General features: G+C 60.1%; 20 protein-coding genes and 1 tRNA gene. 16 read left to right on the top strand and 5 right to left on the bottom strand.

The window, feature by feature from the left end; translation table 11 throughout:
- Positions 1 to 111 precede the first annotated feature (111 nt).
- Positions 112 to 768 carry a ribose-5-phosphate isomerase RpiA gene (gene rpiA / locus Ga0074115_RS00350; protein ID WP_057956621.1) on the top strand — a complete coding sequence of 219 codons (657 nt, stop codon included), beginning with the start codon at positions 112 to 114 and terminating at the stop codon, positions 766 to 768.
- A gap of 120 nt (positions 769 to 888) precedes the next feature.
- Here rpiA and Ga0074115_RS00345 read toward each other — a convergent pair whose 3' ends face one another.
- The 4 genes from Ga0074115_RS00345 to rplM all read right to left on the bottom strand — a co-directional run bounded on the left by Ga0074115_RS00345 (position 889) and on the right by rplM (position 3398).
- Positions 889 to 1845 (bottom strand): porin, encoded by a 957-nt coding sequence (locus tag Ga0074115_RS00345; protein WP_060528092.1) that lies wholly within the window; start codon positions 1843 to 1845, stop codon positions 889 to 891.
- A gap of 594 nt (positions 1846 to 2439) precedes the next feature.
- A tRNA-Gln gene (locus Ga0074115_RS00340) sits at positions 2440 to 2513 on the bottom strand.
- A 40-nt stretch (positions 2514 to 2553) separates the two neighbouring features.
- Positions 2554 to 2943 (bottom strand): 30S ribosomal protein S9, encoded by a 390-nt coding sequence (gene rpsI, locus Ga0074115_RS00335; RefSeq protein WP_005959869.1) that lies wholly within the window; start codon positions 2941 to 2943, stop codon positions 2554 to 2556.
- Between the two features lie 26 nt (positions 2944 to 2969).
- Positions 2970 to 3398 (bottom strand): 50S ribosomal protein L13, encoded by a 429-nt coding sequence (gene rplM / locus Ga0074115_RS00330; protein ID WP_039959702.1) that lies wholly within the window; start codon positions 3396 to 3398, stop codon positions 2970 to 2972.
- A 350-nt stretch (positions 3399 to 3748) separates the two neighbouring features.
- Between rplM and Ga0074115_RS00325 the strand changes: the two genes are divergently transcribed.
- The 15 genes from Ga0074115_RS00325 to mgtE all read left to right on the top strand — a co-directional run bounded on the left by Ga0074115_RS00325 (position 3749) and on the right by mgtE (position 16588).
- Positions 3749 to 4714 (top strand): calcium/sodium antiporter, encoded by a 966-nt coding sequence (locus Ga0074115_RS00325; protein WP_057955474.1) that lies wholly within the window; start codon positions 3749 to 3751, stop codon positions 4712 to 4714.
- Positions 4715 to 4762: 48 nt separating this feature from the next.
- Positions 4763 to 5761, top strand: a complete 999-nt coding sequence (locus tag Ga0074115_RS00320) for a KpsF/GutQ family sugar-phosphate isomerase (protein ID WP_057955475.1) — start codon at positions 4763 to 4765, stop codon at positions 5759 to 5761.
- 202 nt (positions 5762 to 5963) lie between these two features.
- Positions 5964 to 6485 carry a 3-deoxy-manno-octulosonate-8-phosphatase KdsC gene (gene kdsC, locus Ga0074115_RS00315; protein ID WP_057955476.1) on the top strand — a complete coding sequence of 174 codons (522 nt, stop codon included), beginning with the start codon at positions 5964 to 5966 and terminating at the stop codon, positions 6483 to 6485.
- Between the two features lie 6 nt (positions 6486 to 6491).
- A complete protein-coding gene (gene lptC / locus Ga0074115_RS00310; protein ID WP_057955477.1) occupies positions 6492 to 7055 on the top strand; it encodes an LPS export ABC transporter periplasmic protein LptC in 564 nt (187 codons plus the stop codon).
- A 4-nt stretch (positions 7056 to 7059) separates the two neighbouring features.
- Positions 7060 to 7545, top strand: coding sequence for a lipopolysaccharide transport periplasmic protein LptA (lptA, locus tag Ga0074115_RS00305; protein WP_232432825.1), 486 nt, complete (start codon positions 7060 to 7062; stop codon positions 7543 to 7545).
- A complete protein-coding gene (lptB, locus tag Ga0074115_RS00300) occupies positions 7542 to 8267 on the top strand; it encodes an LPS export ABC transporter ATP-binding protein (protein ID WP_057955479.1) in 726 nt (241 codons plus the stop codon). Before lptA ends, lptB begins: the two co-directional genes overlap by 4 nt.
- Positions 8268 to 8431: 164 nt before the next feature.
- Positions 8432 to 9907, top strand: coding sequence for an RNA polymerase factor sigma-54 (locus tag Ga0074115_RS00295; RefSeq protein ID WP_057955480.1), 1476 nt, complete (start codon positions 8432 to 8434; stop codon positions 9905 to 9907).
- A gap of 64 nt (positions 9908 to 9971) precedes the next feature.
- Entirely contained in the window at positions 9972 to 10301 is a 330-nt protein-coding gene (gene hpf / locus Ga0074115_RS00290) for a ribosome hibernation promoting factor (RefSeq protein WP_057955481.1), read from the top strand.
- A 17-nt stretch (positions 10302 to 10318) separates the two neighbouring features.
- Positions 10319 to 10789, top strand: coding sequence for a PTS IIA-like nitrogen regulatory protein PtsN (gene ptsN, locus Ga0074115_RS00285; protein WP_057955482.1), 471 nt, complete (start codon positions 10319 to 10321; stop codon positions 10787 to 10789).
- A complete protein-coding gene (hprK, locus tag Ga0074115_RS00280; protein ID WP_057955483.1) occupies positions 10786 to 11763 on the top strand; it encodes an HPr(Ser) kinase/phosphatase in 978 nt (325 codons plus the stop codon). Before ptsN ends, hprK begins: the two co-directional genes overlap by 4 nt.
- An 84-nt stretch (positions 11764 to 11847) precedes the next feature.
- Positions 11848 to 12702 (top strand): RNase adapter RapZ, encoded by an 855-nt coding sequence (gene rapZ / locus Ga0074115_RS00275; RefSeq protein ID WP_060528115.1) that lies wholly within the window; start codon positions 11848 to 11850, stop codon positions 12700 to 12702.
- Positions 12699 to 13112 (top strand): PTS sugar transporter subunit IIA, encoded by a 414-nt coding sequence (locus Ga0074115_RS00270; protein WP_057955485.1) that lies wholly within the window; start codon positions 12699 to 12701, stop codon positions 13110 to 13112. Before rapZ ends, Ga0074115_RS00270 begins: the two co-directional genes overlap by 4 nt.
- On the top strand, positions 13109 to 13378 hold the full coding sequence (locus tag Ga0074115_RS00265) for an HPr family phosphocarrier protein (protein ID WP_057955486.1): 270 nt from the start codon (positions 13109 to 13111) through the stop codon (positions 13376 to 13378). Before Ga0074115_RS00270 ends, Ga0074115_RS00265 begins: the two co-directional genes overlap by 4 nt.
- The gene (gene ptsP, locus Ga0074115_RS00260) at positions 13375 to 15111 is read left to right on the top strand and encodes a phosphoenolpyruvate--protein phosphotransferase (RefSeq protein WP_057955487.1); all 1737 of its coding nucleotides are present in this window, start codon (positions 13375 to 13377) and stop codon (positions 15109 to 15111) included. Before Ga0074115_RS00265 ends, ptsP begins: the two co-directional genes overlap by 4 nt.
- 115 nt (positions 15112 to 15226) lie before the next feature.
- The gene (mgtE, locus tag Ga0074115_RS00255; protein ID WP_057955488.1) at positions 15227 to 16588 is read left to right on the top strand and encodes a magnesium transporter; all 1362 of its coding nucleotides are present in this window, start codon (positions 15227 to 15229) and stop codon (positions 16586 to 16588) included.
- Between the two features lie 56 nt (positions 16589 to 16644).
- On the opposite strand, the gene Ga0074115_RS16080 is transcribed toward mgtE, so the two are convergent.
- A complete protein-coding gene (locus tag Ga0074115_RS16080; RefSeq protein WP_157292593.1) occupies positions 16645 to 16812 on the bottom strand; it encodes a hypothetical protein in 168 nt (55 codons plus the stop codon).
- Positions 16813 to 16873 lie beyond the last annotated feature (61 nt).

Raw genomic sequence — 16873 nt, 5'->3', positions numbered from 1 at the left:
AAGATGGTCGAACCGTATACAGGCAGACCAATGCTGAGTCGTCCTCTCTATAGGGAGGGCGCAGTTTTTGCCGCCTCCCAACCTTTTAGCCTCTCGACAGGAGCCCCCTAAATGAATGCAGATGATATGAAAAAACTCGCGGCCAAGGCCGCACTGGAGTACGTGGATGGAGGTATCATCGGCGTCGGCACCGGATCAACGGTCAATCATTTCATTGACTATCTGGCCACCATCAAGAGCAAGATCGATGGTGCCGTTTCCAGCTCTGAAGTCTCCACCGAACGCATGAAATCGCACGGCATACCGGTGATGGACCTGAACGCCGCCGGCGAACTCGAACTCTACGTTGATGGCGCGGATGAATCCGACCACAACCTCGCCCTGATCAAGGGCGGCGGTGGTGCGCTGACCCGAGAAAAGATCGTCGCCGGTGCCAGCAAGAAGTTCGTCTGCATAGCCGACGGCAGCAAGCTGGTCGACATTCTTGGCAGATTCCCGCTGCCGGTTGAGGTGATTCCGATGGCGCGCAGCCATGTGGCACGACAGCTGGTCAAGCTCGGCGGCACCCCAGTTTGGCGCGAAGACTTCATCACCGATAACGGCAATGTCATCCTCGATGTGCACAACCTGGAGATCATGAAGCCGATCGAGATGGAACAGCGCATCAACAACATCGCAGGGGTGGTCACCGTCGGCATCTTCGCCCTACGCCCGGCCGATGTACTGATCCTTGGCACCGAAGAGGGCACAAAGACAATTACCGCCTGACTGCCCACGCCTAATCTGAGCAACCGGCGCATCCCGCCGGTTTTTTGTCCGCCAATCAATCTTGCGGCAATAAAAAACGGGGCCCGAAGGCCCCGTCTTCAACTCAAGACTAAGTCAGACTTAGAACTTGGTGTTCAGTTGCAGGCTGAACTTGGACTTGTCGTTAGCAGTAGCCGCGTCGAAGTCCTTGTTGGTGTAGAGCACCTGAGCATCGGTACGCTTGGAGAAGTTGAACTGGTAGCCCAGCGCGTAACCGTCAGCGTCAGCACCACTGGAGGCGCCATCACCGTCGATGCTGTTGTAAGCAGCCTTGATGGTGTGAGCACCCATCTTGTAGGCACCGTTGAGGGTGTAGGCGGTGGTATCGGAATCAGCAGTACCACCGATGTCACTACGCGTCTCATAGACCAGAGTAGCGGAGAAACCACTCATGCCCAGCATACCCAGACCGATACGGGTCTGCTTCTCGTCGTTACCGCCGGTCATATCGCCGTCCAGCGCCTCGTAGGCCAAGGAACCGTACCAAGGACCATTGCTGTACATGGCAGCCACAGAGATGGCATCCTGGAAGTCATCGGTAGCAGTGGTCTGAACCACAGCACCGGCAACGGTGAAGCCACTCATGGAAGGAGAGACATAGGCGATGGCGCCGTCAACACGACGATCCATAATGATGCCCATGTGGGTGCCGCCCATGTCGTAGTCACCAATGGTGTCGGCGAACAGGTCCAACTTGCCGGTGGACATCTTCATAGGAGTGTCGTGACGGCCAGCCAGAGCGGTACCAAAACCACCAGCCAGACCGACATAGGCATTACGACCGCTCAGGCCGCCGAAAGCTGAACCGGTAGCAACACCGAACTCCATCTTATAGATGGCTTTCAGGCCGTCGCCCAGATCCTCAGAGCCCTTGATGCCCAGACGGGAAGATTCGTCGTACATGCCCCAAGAATCGGCAACATCGGCATCGATCTTGGTGGAGGCAACACGAACCTTGCCGTAAACGGTGGCGTCAGCCATGGCAGCCATAGGAGCGACCAGAGCAGCGGCGATAGCCAGAGAGAGGACTTTCTTCATTTGTATAACTCCCGCGAGTTGTTGTTAAAAACAGTTTGCGTGGGGAAATACTATGCCGACAAAAAACCGAATGCAAGGTTTTTTTGCTTTTTTACTACACTTTTATCCAGCTGTTGCAAAAAAGGCACAACCAGATACCAAGAGCCATTTAACAAAGGACATCAATTAGATAGCGAATATTCCACATAAAACATCTAAAGATATCCATCGACATAAGAAAGCATTCCAACAAAACAACCGGCGAAAAAACCCACAAGTTCCTCCAACACCAACCCTAGGTCACACACCTGGCAAGCAACCCGCAGCAACTCAGGATGCAGCAAACCAAGCGATCCGCATCGATCACAGCCGACGCGCTTCACTACGCTCAGCACATCCTACAACTCTATATTTACGGGATTCCGAGGCGGATGATGGCCTCGAGTTATTATCCACACCATTAACATGGATATAGGGCGGCCCATGGCCGCCACATGCAAGCCATTAAAATCACAGATAATGTCGGGCACGGCCCGACCTATACATGCATCATATCTAATTGCCGGGTTAATAACGCCAGGCAAGAAAAAACCCGCCGAAGCGGGCTTTTGATGTTGGCTGGGGATGGAGGATTCGAACCTCCACATACGGAGTCAGAGTCCGCTGTCCTGCCGTTAGACGAATCCCCAGTAGACGGGATGCAGCCCCCAGAAGAAGGGGGCTGAAAAATCAGCGCTTGGAGAACTGCGGGCGTTTGCGCGCCTTGTGCAGACCAACCTTTTTACGCTCGACGGCACGAGCATCACGGGTCAGAAAGCCCGCCTTGCGCAACGCGACATGCAGAGACTCATCATAAGAGTTCAGGGCACGTGCGATACCATGACGGATAGCGCCTGCCTGGCCGGTGGTACCACCGCCGCGGACAGTTACTTTCACATCAACCTTGTCCGCCATCTCCGCCATCTCGAGCGGCTGACGCACCACCATACGCGCTGTCTCACGACCAAAATATTCGTCGAGCGGACGATTGTTGACCACGATCTTACCGCTGCCAGCGGAGAGAAATACGCGGGCGGCGGAGCTTTTGCGGCGCCCGGTGCTGTTTTGAGTCTCTGACATTCTATATATACCTGGGCTTCTAACTATCAGACTTCCAGCGGCTGTGGCTGCTGAGCCTGATGTGGGTGTTCTGGGCCTGCAAAAACACGCAGCTTCTTGAACATGGCGCGACCCAGTGTATTCTTGGGCATCATGCCTTTGACTGCGTGCTCAATCGCCCTTTCAGGCGCCTTCTGCAGCAGCTTCTCAAGACTGATGGACTTCAGGTTACCAATGTATCCCGTGTGATGGTGATACATCTTATCCTTCAGCTTGTTGCCGGTCACACGGATCTTCTCGGCGTTGACTACAACGATGTAGTCGCCAGTATCCACATGGGGCGTGTATTCCGGCTTATGCTTGCCGCGCAGGCGGCGCGCAATCTCGCTGGACAAGCGACCAAGGGTCTTATCGGTCGCATCGATCAGGTACCAGTTACGACGTACCTCATCCGGCTTTGCACTAACGGTTGTCATTCCAAGTTGCTCCAGTGGAGAAACAATTGTCATCTGAAAAAGAGCGCGAATCTTACAGCAACATATCGCGCCGTACAACCCCATCCTTCTGCCTTCGCAAAAAAAAAGCGCAACGGGTGACGTTGCGCCTTAATAATAACCACCAAAAGGAGGATGGAGGAGTCTGATTTCGTATACACAAAATCAGCATGTACTAATTATCTAATGACAATACCCGCCCCGTCAACCCCTAATACGACAACAATTACCACCCTTGCCGATAGCTGCAGCCGCCAGCTTGGACTTTCCCTGCGGGGTCTGGAAAAATCCCCACTGCTTTCTACTCCCGACCCTCAATACTATAGAAACAGATGCTGCTCGACCTCACCGCCATCTTCATCGGCCTTGCCATCCTCGTCTGGGGCGCCGACCGGTTCGTCTCAGGCGCAGCTGCCCTCGCCAGCAACCTGGGCGTCGCCCCCATGCTGATCGGCCTGACCATCGTCGGCTTCGGCACCTCCGCCCCGGAGATCATCGTCTCCGCCGTCTCCACCCTGGATGGCAACCCGGGCCTCGCCATCGGCAACGCACTCGGCTCCAATATCGCCAACATCGGACTGATCCTCGGCGTCACCGCACTGATTGTGCCGCTCACCGTCCACTCCGGCGTACTCAGGCGCGAATACCCGGTGCTGCTGGCGGTCAGCCTGCTGTCGTTCCTACTGATGCTCGACGGCGAGCTGAGCCAGTTTGATGGCATGATCCTGCTGGGCGGACTGGTGTTGCTGCTTGCCTGGATGATCCACACTGCCAGGACCGGCTCCGCCAGTGATCCAATGGTAGGCGAGTTCGACGCCGAAATCCCTCACGACATGCCCACCAAGATGGCGCTGCTGTGGCTCGCGCTGGGGCTGATTGCACTCCTAATCAGTTCACGCATGCTGGTGTGGGGGGCGGTCAACATCGCCACCGCCTTCGGTATCAGCGACCTGGTGATCGGCCTCACCATCGTCGCCCTGGGCACCAGCCTGCCGGAACTGGCAGCCAGCATCACCAGCGCCCTCAAGGGCGAAGACGACCTGGCCATCGGCAACGTGGTCGGCTCCAACCTCTACAACCTGCTGGCGGTACTCTGCCTGCCCGGCCTGCTCGCCCCCGGCCCGTTTGACCCGGCCGCCCTGACCCGCGATCAGCCGATGATGCTCGGCCTGACCGTGGCGCTGTTCGCCTTGGGCTACAGCTTTGGCAAGAACGGCCGACTCACCCGCTTCGAAGGATTGCTGTTGGTGGCGGCATTTGTCGGCTATCAACTCTTCATATTTAATAGCCTGCGATAAGCCCTTCCCGACCGGCAGACAGCAGAACGATTTCCAACAGGATCAGGTATGCGAGACAATCGACCGCTCCCCCGCGAGGATGCAGAAAAGCTGCGCCAGCTGGCCTTGGCAGTGATCGAGACCGAGGCCGACGCAGTGACCGCACTAGCCGGACGCATCGACACCGCCTTCGAGCGCGCCTGCACCTTCATCCTCGACTGCCGTGGCCGGGTAGTGGTGACTGGCATGGGCAAATCGGGGCACATCGGCAGCAAGATCGCCGCCACCCTTGCTAGCACCGGCAGCCCCGCCTTCTTCGTCCACCCCGGCGAGGCGAGCCACGGCGACCTCGGCATGATCACCCCACAGGACGTGGTGCTGGCCCTCTCTAACTCCGGCGAGACCGGCGAACTGCTCACCATCCTGCCACTGATCAAACGCCTCGGCGCACCGCTAATCGCGATGACCGGCAACCCCGGCTCGACCCTGGCGCGGGAGGCGAACGTGCACCTCGATGTCGGCGTCGACAAAGAGGCCTGCCCGCTCGGCCTGGCGCCCACCGCCAGCACCACCGTGGCGCTGGTAATGGGTGACGCCCTCGCAGTCGCACTGCTTGAGACACGCGGCTTCACCGCCGAGGATTTCGCCCTGTCGCACCCCGGCGGCAGCCTGGGGCGACGCCTGCTGTTGCACGTTGGCGATATCATGCACCGCGACCAGGCGATCCCGAAGGTGGCCGCCAACGCCAGCCTACAGCAGGCGCTGATCGAGATGTCAGAGAAGGGGCTTGGCATGACCGCCGTAGTGGATACCGAGCAGCGGCTGATTGGCATCTTCACCGACGGCGATCTGCGACGCACCCTGAACAGACCACTGAACATCCGCGATACACTGGTGTCGGAGGTGATGACCCCGCACGGCGCCACCGTGCCGGCCGAGATGCTGGCAGCAGAGGCACTGCAGATCATGGATGAGAAGAAAATCAACGGTTTTTTTGTGGTCGACGCGGCCGCGCGACTGATCGGCGCATTCAACATGCACGACCTGCTACGAGCCGGCGTCGTCTAGGGTGCCTCTGGATGAATCCAAGCGAGCAGGATTATGAGGCCACATTTACCGCTGCAAGGAAGAAATTGCAGATAATAGCTGGTCTATTGCCAAGATTTTGCCCCGCAAGGAATGCCCTTGGGGTACAACGCAGCAGCGGGGAACTTGGACCACAAGGCTGCCGCCCATGATTCATTCAGCGGCTCCCTGAAGGAGAAAACAGGTGCAGGACATTCAGGAAAAAGCGCGCAGGATCAGACTGGTCATCTTTGATGTAGACGGCGTGCTCACCGATGGCAGCCTGTTCCTCGGTGACGACGGCCAGGAGTATAAAGCCTTCAACTCCCGCGACGGCCACGGTATCAAGATGCTGCAGCAGAGCGGCGTCGAGATCGGCATCATCACCGGACGCAGCTCCGAGGTGGTACGCCTGCGAATGCAAAGCCTGGGCATCAAACACGTCTACCAGGGCCAGCTCGACAAGCGCCCCGCCTACCAAGAGCTGCGCGATAAACTCGGCCTCAGCGATGCCGAGATCGCCTATGTCGGAGATGATGTGGTGGATCTGCCGATCATGCGCCTGGTAGGGCTGGCAATCGCGGTCAACGACGCCCACCCGTTTGTCACTCAACACGCCCACTGGCTGACCCCGCATGCCGGCGGTCGCGGCGCGGCGCGAGATGTCTGCGAACTGCTGATGGATGCCCAGGGGCATCTACAGCGTGTCCTGCAGAGCTATCTCTGACGTCTTGTGAAGTATCCACTGCTCACCAGCCTGCTACTGATCGTCGCACTCGCCGGTTTTGGCTGGTGGCTAAGCACCATCGGCGAACAGGAGAGCCGCCCGGAACAGGCCGAACTCCACTACCCCGACTACTACGCCAGCGATCTGGTCTCTGTCAGATACAACCAGGATGGCCTGCCACAGCATCGCCTGAAAAGCGTAGCGATGCGCCACTTCGCCGATGATGACACTACCGAACTCGAGCACCCCATATTCTGGCAATACGCAGCCGGCGCAGCGCCGTGGAGAGTCACCGCAACCAGCGCCACCCTCTACGGCAATAACAACAAGATCTTCATGCCCGGTGAGGTACAGATCGATCACGCTGCGAGCAACGGCAAACGCCCCTACCAGATCACTACCAGCGACCTGTGGGCTCATCCCGACAGCGGCTATGTCAGCACCAAACAACGGGTACAAATTACCAGCCAGGGCGACTGGCTGCATGGTGTCGGGCTACAAGGGCAACTTCTGGAACCGGTTAAGATCAAGCTACTCTCCGAGGTACGTGGCTATCATGAAATCGATTAACAGCGTGTCACTTCTGCTTCTGCTGCTCCTGCTACCGTTGCAGGCTAGGGCGCTGAGCGGTGACCGGGAGCAACCGATCTATCTTGAGGCCGACAGCGTGGAGATCGACGAGGCCAGCGGTGTCAGCATCTACATCGGCAACGTGGTGGTCAGCCAGGGCAGCATGCGGCTAGAGGCCGACAAGATGTGGATCCACCGCCGCCAGGGTGAGACCGAAAAAATCGTCGCCGTCGGCAAGCCGGTGCGCTTCCGCCAGCAGATGGACAAGAGCCACGAAGAGGCCCGCGGCCACGCCCTAAAGATCACCTACTTCATCAAGAAAGATGAGATCTACCTGTTTGACGAAGCAGTACTGCTGCAGGGCAAGGATGAGTTCAGCAGCGACCGCATCACCTACCTGCGCAGCCGCAGCCTGGTCAAGGCCGGCGCCAGCGCACAGGGCAAACAGCGGGTCCGGGTGGTGATCGAATCACAAAAGCACGACCCATGACACGCCTCTACGCCGAAAACCTGGCCAAACAGTACCGTGGCCGGCGCGTGGTCGACGATATCTCCCTGGAGGTCGCCAGTGGCGAGGTGGTTGGACTGCTTGGGCCCAACGGTGCTGGCAAGACCACCAGCTTCTACATGATCGTCGGCCTGGTGCCCGCCGACGGTGGGAGTGTTCGCATTAACGGAAAGGATCTCACCGACCTGCCGATGCACACCCGCGCCCGTCTCGGCATCAGTTACCTCGCCCAGGAGCCCTCAGTGTTCCGCCGTCTCTCAGTAGAGGAGAACATCCTTGCCATCCTCGAGAGCCGCAAGGAGCTGTCGCGTAGCGCCCGCAACAAGCGCTGCGACCAACTGCTGCAGGAGTTCGGCATCACCCATCTGCGCAACAGCCAGGCGATGAGCCTCTCCGGCGGCGAGCGTCGCCGCCTGGAGATCGCCCGCGCGCTCTCCATCAAACCCCGCTTCGTGCTGCTCGACGAGCCCTTCGCCGGCATCGACCCGCTCGCCGTTATCGACATAAAAGCGGTGATCAACCACCTCAAGGAGCGTGATATCGGGGTGCTCATCACCGACCACAATGTGCGCGAAACTCTCGACATCTGCGACCGCGCCTACATCATCAACAACGGCAAGGTGCTCGAAGAGGGCACCCCGGAGGCGATCCTTAAACACCCCGAGGTGCGCGCCGTCTATCTCGGCGAAAACTTCACCATGTAGCACGGCGCAGGGCCGACCGCACCTCCTTTGCCGGGCCGGTTTACAAATACATGACCCACGGCAACTCCCGATCAAGCCGAGGTTCCACCTGCTATTGCTTTTGACTAGAATGAAACCGAAAAGGCACATAAATTGCGTACGAGAACCAACTTGACCATGGATAGATGAAGCAGACACTTCAGCTTCGACTCGGCCAACACCTCACCATGACGCCTCAGCTGCAGCAGGCGATCCGTCTGCTACAGCTCTCCGCGCTCGATCTCAATCAGGAGATACAGGAGGCCCTCGACACCAACCCGATGCTGGAAGCCGAAGAGGAGTTTGAGCAAACTGCCGCAGAGCGCAAGGAGAATCCCAGCAGCGAAAGCGCGCAGCAAACTCCGGCGGATGGCAACGACATCAACAACGAACGGGAGGTCAAAACCAACAGCCCCGAGATGCCCGAGGACCTCCCCGTCGACACCGAGTGGAGCGATGTCTACGACAGCTACTCGCCGCCAGCTCCCGCCGGCGGCGAGGGCAGCGATACCGACTTCCTCTGCCAGCGCAGCAAATCTGATTCACTGCAGGACCACCTGCTGTGGCAACTCAACCTGACCCGCCTCTGCCCCTCGGACCAGGCGATCGCGCTGACCATCATCGACAGCATCAGCCCCGACGGCTATCTGCAGGCCAGCATCGAGGAGATCCATTCCACGGTCGATCTGGAGGAGGTGGCCCTAGAGGATGTGGAGGCAGTGCTGCACCGAGTTCAGGCCTTCGACCCCCCCGGCATCGCCGCCCGCGGCCCGCAGGAATGCTTGCTGATCCAGCTCGATCAGCTGCCCCCGGAGACAGCCTATCTGGAGCAGGCGATCCAGCTGTGCAGCACACATTTTAAGCTGCTGGCGGCCCAGGACCAGGCGCAGATCAAGCGCAAGATGAAGATCGATGACCATGAATTGTCGGCGATCAACCAGCTGATCCGCTCACTCCACCCGCGCCCCGGCACCCTGATCGCCGATACCGAGCCGGAGTATGTCATCCCCGAGGTGTTTGTCACCAAGCGCAACAACAGCTGGCATGTGGAGCTCAACCCGGAGACCATGCCACGCCTGCGGGTCAACGCCGAATACGCCAAACTGATCCGTCGCGCCGATCAGAGCGACGACAATACCTTCCTGAAGAACCACCTGCAGGAGGCGCGCTGGTTCCTGAAGAGCCTGCTGAGCCGCAACGAAACCATCCTGCGGGTCGCCAGCAAGATCGTCGAGTACCAGCAGGCCTTTTTTGAACATGGCGAGGAGGCGATGAAACCGCTGGTGCTGCGCGACATCGCCGAAGCCCTGGAGATGCACGAATCGACCATCTCCCGGGTTACCACCCAGAAATATATGCACACGCCCCGCGGCACCCTGGAGTTCAAATATTTCTTCTCCAGCCATGTCAGTACCAGTGTCGGCGGCGAGTGCTCGGCTACCGCAATACGTGCCATCATTAAGAAACTGGTTGCCGCCGAAACACCCAACAAGCCGCTCAGCGACAACAAGATTGCCACGATACTCAGCGAGCAGGGTATCAATGTCGCCCGCCGCACTGTGGCCAAATACCGCGAATCGATGGGCATACCCCCATCGAATGAGCGAAAGCGTCTGGTGTGACAACCGGACAAATAAGAGGATGCTCCGCATCTCCGGCGCATCCCTCCCGAAACAGGAGTTAATTATGCAAATCAACCTGACCGGTCACCATATCGATATCACCGATTCGATGCGTAACTATGTTGACAGCAAGTTTGAGCGCTTGGAGCGCCATTTCGACAACGTCACCAATGTGCATGTGATCCTCAGCGTAGAGAAACTCAGGCAGAAAGCGGAAGCCACCCTCCACCTCAACGGCGGCAACGTGTTTGCCGACTCGGTCCAAGAGGACATGTACGCGGCCATCGACGCACTGATCGACAAGCTCGACCGACAGGTCATCAAGCATAAAGAGAAGCTGCAAAGCCATCGTGGCAATCACATCAACAAGTACGCTGACGCAGAGCAGCCCTGAACAGGGACAAGGCCAAGATGTTTCCCGAAGGGTTCATCGACCCACAGCGTATCCTGTGCGGCGTCGAAATCAGCAGTAAAAAACGCAGCCTGGAGATGCTTGGCGGGCTATTCGCCGCCACCGATTCCGAGCTTAGCCAGGACATGGTATTCGATGCCCTGCTACAACGGGAGCGCCTTGGCAGCACTGGGCTGGGGCGGGGTATCGCCCTCCCCCACGCCCGCATGGCACAGATCAAGCGAGCGGTCGGTGCCTTCATCCAGACCACCCAGGGGGTCGACTTCGACGCCATCGACAACCAGCCGGTCGACCTCGCCTTCGCCATGCTGGTACCCGAGGAGGCCACCGAGGAGCATCTACAGCTACTGTCGAAGCTCGCCAGCCTGTTCGGAGATAAAGCATTCTGTGATCGTCTGCGCCAGTGCCGCAGCCCAGCCGAGGTGATCGAGCTGATCCAGCAGACAAGCCCCGAGCCCAGCCAGCAATGACACCCGCCACCACCATCCGCGAACTGTTCGCCCAACTGAGCGCGAAACTCAATCTCACCTGGTACAGCAATGGTGAGGAACGGGCCATCCAGGCAGAGGGCGACGCCCCCCTAGTGGGGCCGCTCAACCTGGCCCGCCCACAACCGATCCAGGTGATCGGCCCGCCTGAGCGTCACCTGCTCGAGTCCCTCGGCAGCAAAGGCTACCGCCACTACCTTGAACTGCTGTTTGCCAGCCGTCCGGCTGCCCTGATCTTTACCGACGGCTTAGTCCCCACCGACGCCTGCCGCACCCTCGCCGCCGACAGCAACACCCCGACCATCTATACAAGCGAACCCGACGCCCAGGTTATCCAGCGCCTACTGGCGCATCTCCAGCCGTCTTTCCAGCCGGCCCAGCCCTCCCATGCCGAGCCCAAAAACATCCATGGCGTGTTCATCGAGGTGCTGGGTAAAGGGGTGCTGCTCAGCGGCGATGCCTCGATCGGCAAGAGCGAACTGGCGCTGGCGCTGATCTCTCGCGGCCATCGCTTGATCGCCGACGATATCACCGAGTTCACTCGCATCAACGCCCACACCCTGCAGGGACGCTGCCCACCGGTGCTGCAGGATTTTCTCGAGGTGCGCGGACTGGGACTGCTCAACGTTCGCGCCATGTTTGGCAACAGCGCGGTGAAGCCGGTCAAAAACCTCCACTTGATCATCGATCTACAGCAGATGAATGAACAGGAACTCTCACACCTGGACCGACTCGAGGGCAGCCATTCAACCCAGCGCCTGCTCGGCGTCGAGATTCCACAGACTACCCTGCCAGTGGCCGCCGGTCGCAATCTTGCAATCCTGGCGGAGACAGCGGTGCGCCAACACCTGTTACGGGTCACCGGCTACGATGCGGCAGCAGAGTTCAGCGAGCGCCAACGCGGCTATATCGAAGCTAATCAGCAGAGTTCCACTAGCCCACATGAAAAGGGCTAACTCCTTTTCAAAATTGCCCCGGATTGCGCTAACCTAGCCGCCTGCCATTCAAAATTTCAAGATGTAAGAAACATGGCTACCGGTATTAGACTGCTCATCATCACCGGCCTCTCGGGGTCGGGTAAAACCATCGCCCTGCACACCCTTGAGGATCTCGGCTACTACTGTATCGACAACCTGCCGATCTGCCTGCTGGAGGCTTTCTCTAACCACCTGGTGGAAGACCCAGAGCCGATTTTCCGCCATACTGCAGTCGGCATCGACGCCCGCAGCCAGCCATCTCACATTGCCAAACTGCCTGAGATGGTCGCCAAGATGCGCGAGCAGGGCATCGACTGCGAGATGATCTTCCTTGAGGCGCAACAGGAGACCCTGATCAAGCGCTTCAGCGAGACACGCCGCAAACACCCGCTCTCCGACGACGACCACTCACTTGACGAAGCGATCCGCCAAGAGCAGGAGGTGCTCGAACCCCTCGCCAGCACTGCCGACCTACGCATCGACACCACCCACACCAACTTGCATGAACTGCGCGACCTGATCCGCGGCCGGGTCACCGGAGGCAGCCGCCAGGTCTCCCTGCTGTTTGAATCGTTTGGCTTCAAACACGGTGTGCCGCGGGACGTGGATTTTGTCTTCGACGTGCGCTGCCTGCCTAACCCCCACTGGCAGACCGAGTTGCGGCCACTCACCGGCCTCGACGGCCCGGTCGCCGATTTTCTCGAAAGCAGCGAGGAGAGCAGCCAGATGCAGGCGGATCTGACCCGCTTCCTCGAATCCTGGATCCCCCGCTTCGAAGCCGATGGCCGCAGCTATCTGACCATCGCCATCGGCTGTACCGGCGGTCAGCACCGCTCGGTCTACATCACCGACCAGCTCTACCGTCACTTCAAACAACAGGGGCGCAACGTGCTGAGCCGCCATCGGGAACTGTCATGAGCATCGGCCTGCTGATCATCACCCACAACGAGATCGGCCGTGCTCTGCTCAAGACCACCACCAACATGATGGAGGTCTGCCCGCTCGCCACCGCCACCCTCGAGGTCGGCACCGAGAGCGATCCCGACGCCATGTGGCAGCGCGCACAGCAGCTGATACAGCAGCTCAACCAGGGCGATGGGGTGCTGATCCTCACCGACATGTACGGCTCCACCCCCAGCAACATCGCCTACAAACTGCGCCGCGAAGACCAGGTGCAGGTGATCGCCGGGATCAACCTACCGATGCTGGTGCGCGTCTTCAACTACGCTACCATGAACCTCAAAGAGCTGACCAGAAAGGCGGTCAGCGGCGGCATCGACGGCATCGTTTGCTGCCCCGAGCGCAAGCCGGAGACCCCCAATCAATGATCCACAAGGAGATCATCATCATCAACCGCCTTGGTCTGCACGCCCGTGCCGCCGCCAAACTGGTCAACTGCGCCAGCCGCTACGGCAGTAGCATCCAGCTGCTGCGCAACGGCCAGCGAGTCAACGGCAAGAGCATCATGGGGGTGATGATGCTCGCCGCCAGCCAGGGCACCGCGCTGGAGGTCGAGGTCAACGGCGAGGACGAGACAGAGGCGATAGCCGCTCTGGAGTTACTGATCAATGAGCGGTTCGGGGAGAGTGAGTGACCTTCTCCAGTCACGGCATCGGCATCAGCACCACCCGCCAGGTGGCCATAGGCGCCGCCTTCCTGCTGCAGCGCGGGCCACTCGATATCGCACCGCGACTAATCCCCGAGGAGATGGTCGAAGCCGAGGTAGAACGCTTCCGCAAGGCACTCAATACCGCCCGTGACCGACTGCGCGCCGTGCGCCAGCACCTCCCCATCGGCACCGCCGAGGACATCTCCTCATTTATCGACACCCATCTACTGATGCTCGACGACAGCGCCATCAGCCAGGCCCCGATCGAGCTGATCCGCACTCACCAGTACGCCGCCGAGTGGGCGCTGCAGCGCCGCCGCAACGAGCTGGTGCGGGTCTTTGACGAGATGGACGACCCCTACCTGCGCACCCGCAGGGACGATGTCGAGCATGTAGTGGGACAGATCCAGATCGCCTTGCAGCAGGGTACCGGACGGGATGAGGCGCCGAGCGACCTGACCAACCACATCGTGGTGGCGCGGGATCTGACCCCGGCCGACATCATCATGCTGAAAAACCGCGGCGTGATCGCCTTTGTCACCGAGTATGGCGGACCACTGTCACACACCGCAATCCTCGCCCGCAGCCTCGGCATCGCCGCAGTGCTCGGCGTGCACCACGCCAGTCAACTGCTGCGCGCCGGCGAAACCCTGATCGTCGACGGCGAGGCCGGCGTGGTACTTGCTGACCCCACCCGGGAGATCCTGCAACACTACCAGCAGCGCATCATCGCCCAGGCGGCCCGCGAGGCTGAACTGCGGCGCAACCTCGATCTGCCCGCGATCACCCGCGACGGCCAGCGCATCCTGCTGCTGGCCAATATCGAGCTGCCGGAAGATATCACCGCCACCCTCGCCAACCGCGCCGATGGCGTCGGCCTGTTCCGCACTGAATTCCTCTACATGAACCGCACCACCCCGCCCAGCGAGGAGGAGCAGCTCGAAACCTATCTGAGCGCGGTGCGTGGCCTCAACGGCGCTCCCCTCACCATCCGCACCCTCGACCTGGGCGCCGACAAGACCATCGAGTGCAGCGACCCCAACTGTCCACCCTCCAACAATCCGGCCCTCGGCCTGCGCGCCATCCGCCTCTGCCTGAAGGAGCCCGATCTGTTTCTACCGCAGCTGCGGGCAATCCTGCGCGCCTCCGCCGAGGGGCAGGTGCGGCTGATGATCCCGATGCTCTCCTGCATCGCCGAGCTGCAGGAGACCCTGGCGCTGCTCGAACAGACCAAGCAGGAGCTGAGCCGCGAGGGCTTGCGGTTCAACGCGACAATGCCGGTCGGCGGCATGATCGAAATCCCCGCCGCGGCCATTGCCGCCGCCAGCTTCGCTCGCCAGCTCGATTTCCTCTCCATCGGCACCAACGATCTGATCCAGTACACCCTGGCGGTGGACCGCATGGATGAGTCGGTCAACTACCTGTTCGACCCGCTCCACCCATCGGTGCTGCAACTGATCCAGATGACCATCCACGCCGCCAATAACGCTGGCATCCCGATCAGTATGTGCGGCGAGATGGCTGGCGACCCGCTGTTCACCCAGCTACTGCTCGGCATGGGACTGCGCGAGCTGAGCATGCAACCCGGCGCCCTGCTGGAGACCCGCCAGGTCGTCCGCGCCAGCGATCTGCCGCGCCTCACCCGCCAGGCCCAGGCATTTCTGCAGCAGATGCACAACAAGCCGGCAGCCACCCTCTTCGCGGAACTGTTTCACTAGCCCAGATACACTTTCTATTTGTAAGGTTTCACCCCGCAGCGGCCCTTGTTAAACTGCGCCCCGGCCTTCCGGATCATCCGGATTGATCTAGCTTCCAGCCCGAGCTGACGTCCTCATGCCACCAAGCCTGCAGAACAACTCAGACAACAACCGCCTGCTGTTCCTGCAGGACGTGCTCGATAGTGGCGCGCTACAGCAGGCAGCGCGCATGCTGAATGCGTTGCGTCCCGCCGAGGTGGCACACCTGCTGGAGTCGCTGCCGCTGCCACAACGCGAGATCGTCTGGGAGCTGCTCGATGACACCACCGATGGCGAGATCCTGCTACAGGTCACCGATGAGGTTCGCGACGATCTGATCAGCCGCATGAACTCCGCTGAGCTGGTGGCCGCCACCGCTGGCCTCGACACCGACGATCTGGCCGACCTGGTCAAGGAACTGCCGCGCCACATCACCTGGGAGGTGCTCGACTCCCTCGATCAGCAGCACCGGGAACGTCTCGAGACGGTACTCGCCTACCCTGAAGAGAGCGCTGGCGGCCTGATGAACGTCGATACCGTGACGGTACGCGCCGAGGTCACCCTCGACGTGGTGCAGCGCTACCTGCGCCACATCGGCGAGCATGTACCGCGGGACACCGACAAAGTATTCGTGGTCAATCGCGACCATCGTTATCTCGGCGTTTTGCACCTCTCCACTATCCTCACCCACGATCTGGACGACAGCGTGGCCGAGGTGATGTCCCTCGACATGCAGCCGATCCCGGCCCACTGGAGCAAACGCGAGGTGGCCAACCGCTTTGAACAGCACGACCTGATCTCGGCGCCGGTGGTGGACGAGAACGGCCGACTGCTCGGCCGTATCACTATCGACGACGTGGTCGACGTGATCCGTGAGGAGGGGGAGCACCAGTTCATGGGCCAGGCCGGTCTCTCTGAAGACGAGGATATGTTTGCACCGGTGATGGTCAGCGCCAAGCGCCGCGCGCTGTGGCTCGGCGTCAACCTGCTTACCGCCTTCCTCGCCTCTTGGGTGATCAGTCAGTTCGAGGCGACCCTCGACCAGATCGTGGCGTTGGCGGTGCTGATGCCGATCGTCGCCAGCATGGGCGGCATTGCCGGCACCCAGACCCTGACCCTGGCGATCCGTGGCCTGGCGCTGGGGCAGCTCTCCCATAAAAACGCCCGCTGGCTGCTGGCCAAGGAGCTGGCGGTGGGCACCATCAACAGCGCCATCTGGGCGGTGGTGGTGGGGGTAGCCGCCGGCCTCTGGTTTAATGACAGCAGTATCGCGCTGCTGATTGCTGCGGCGATGACCATCAACCTGATCTTCGCCGCCCTGGCCGGGGCGGTACTGCCGATTGCTCTGGAGAAACTCGGCATCGACCCAGCGCTGGCCGGCGGCGTACTACTCACCACCGTCACCGATGTGGTGGGATTCCTGGCGTTTCTCGGGTTGGCGACAATCTATCTGGTCTGAGCGGGAGACAGCCAACCGAACGGGGAACAGCGGAGTGTGGTCTCTGACAAACCACTCTACAGATAGCGGCCCTTGAAGAGGACCAGCGCCAGCATCACTGAAAAGGCAATCAAACCCCGTGACAACACGCCATCGCCCGGTCCCGGCAGTAGACTGCGAAAGATGTAAGAGCTGAGGTACAGCCCTGATCGATAAATCACGATCTCGAGGACTGATTCGAACATCCCTGTCCTCCTGTGATCTTTCCTGATCCGTTATCGGGCAGGCAGCAGCTCAATCCATCCC

This window comes from endosymbiont of Ridgeia piscesae (genome assembly GCF_001443665.1).
Taxonomy (GTDB): Bacteria; Pseudomonadota; Gammaproteobacteria; order Chromatiales; family Chromatiaceae; genus Endoriftia; species Endoriftia persephonae.
Note: the sequence above shows the minus strand (reverse complement) of the source record. Positions and strands in the feature narration are given on the sequence as shown.

Bases quoted from the DNA above. Each gene is read 5' to 3' on its own strand.
- Ga0074115_RS00270 (WP_057955485.1), top strand. From the start codon at position 12,699: ATGAGCATCGGCCTGCTGATCATCACCCACAACGAGATCGGCCGTGCT.
- hprK (WP_057955483.1), top strand. From the start codon at position 10,786: ATGACACCCGCCACCACCATCCGCGAACTGTTCGCCCAACTGAGCGCG.
- Ga0074115_RS00320 (WP_057955475.1), top strand. From the start codon at position 4,763: ATGCGAGACAATCGACCGCTCCCCCGCGAGGATGCAGAAAAGCTGCGC.
- Ga0074115_RS00295 (WP_057955480.1), top strand. From the start codon at position 8,432: ATGAAGCAGACACTTCAGCTTCGACTCGGCCAACACCTCACCATGACG.
- mgtE (WP_057955488.1), top strand. From the start codon at position 15,227: ATGCCACCAAGCCTGCAGAACAACTCAGACAACAACCGCCTGCTGTTC.
- rplM (WP_039959702.1), bottom strand. From the start codon at position 3,398: ATGACAACCGTTAGTGCAAAGCCGGATGAGGTACGTCGTAACTGGTAC.
- Ga0074115_RS16080 (WP_157292593.1), bottom strand. From the start codon at position 16,812: ATGTTCGAATCAGTCCTCGAGATCGTGATTTATCGATCAGGGCTGTAC.
- rpsI (WP_005959869.1), bottom strand. From the start codon at position 2,943: ATGTCAGAGACTCAAAACAGCACCGGGCGCCGCAAAAGCTCCGCCGCC.
- hpf (WP_057955481.1), top strand. From the start codon at position 9,972: ATGCAAATCAACCTGACCGGTCACCATATCGATATCACCGATTCGATG.
- Ga0074115_RS00325 (WP_057955474.1), top strand. From the start codon at position 3,749: ATGCTGCTCGACCTCACCGCCATCTTCATCGGCCTTGCCATCCTCGTC.
- ptsN (WP_057955482.1), top strand. From the start codon at position 10,319: ATGTTTCCCGAAGGGTTCATCGACCCACAGCGTATCCTGTGCGGCGTC.
- Ga0074115_RS00265 (WP_057955486.1), top strand. From the start codon at position 13,109: ATGATCCACAAGGAGATCATCATCATCAACCGCCTTGGTCTGCACGCC.
- Ga0074115_RS00345 (WP_060528092.1), bottom strand. From the start codon at position 1,845: ATGAAGAAAGTCCTCTCTCTGGCTATCGCCGCTGCTCTGGTCGCTCCT.
- rpiA (WP_057956621.1), top strand. From the start codon at position 112: ATGAATGCAGATGATATGAAAAAACTCGCGGCCAAGGCCGCACTGGAG.
- lptB (WP_057955479.1), top strand. From the start codon at position 7,542: ATGACACGCCTCTACGCCGAAAACCTGGCCAAACAGTACCGTGGCCGG.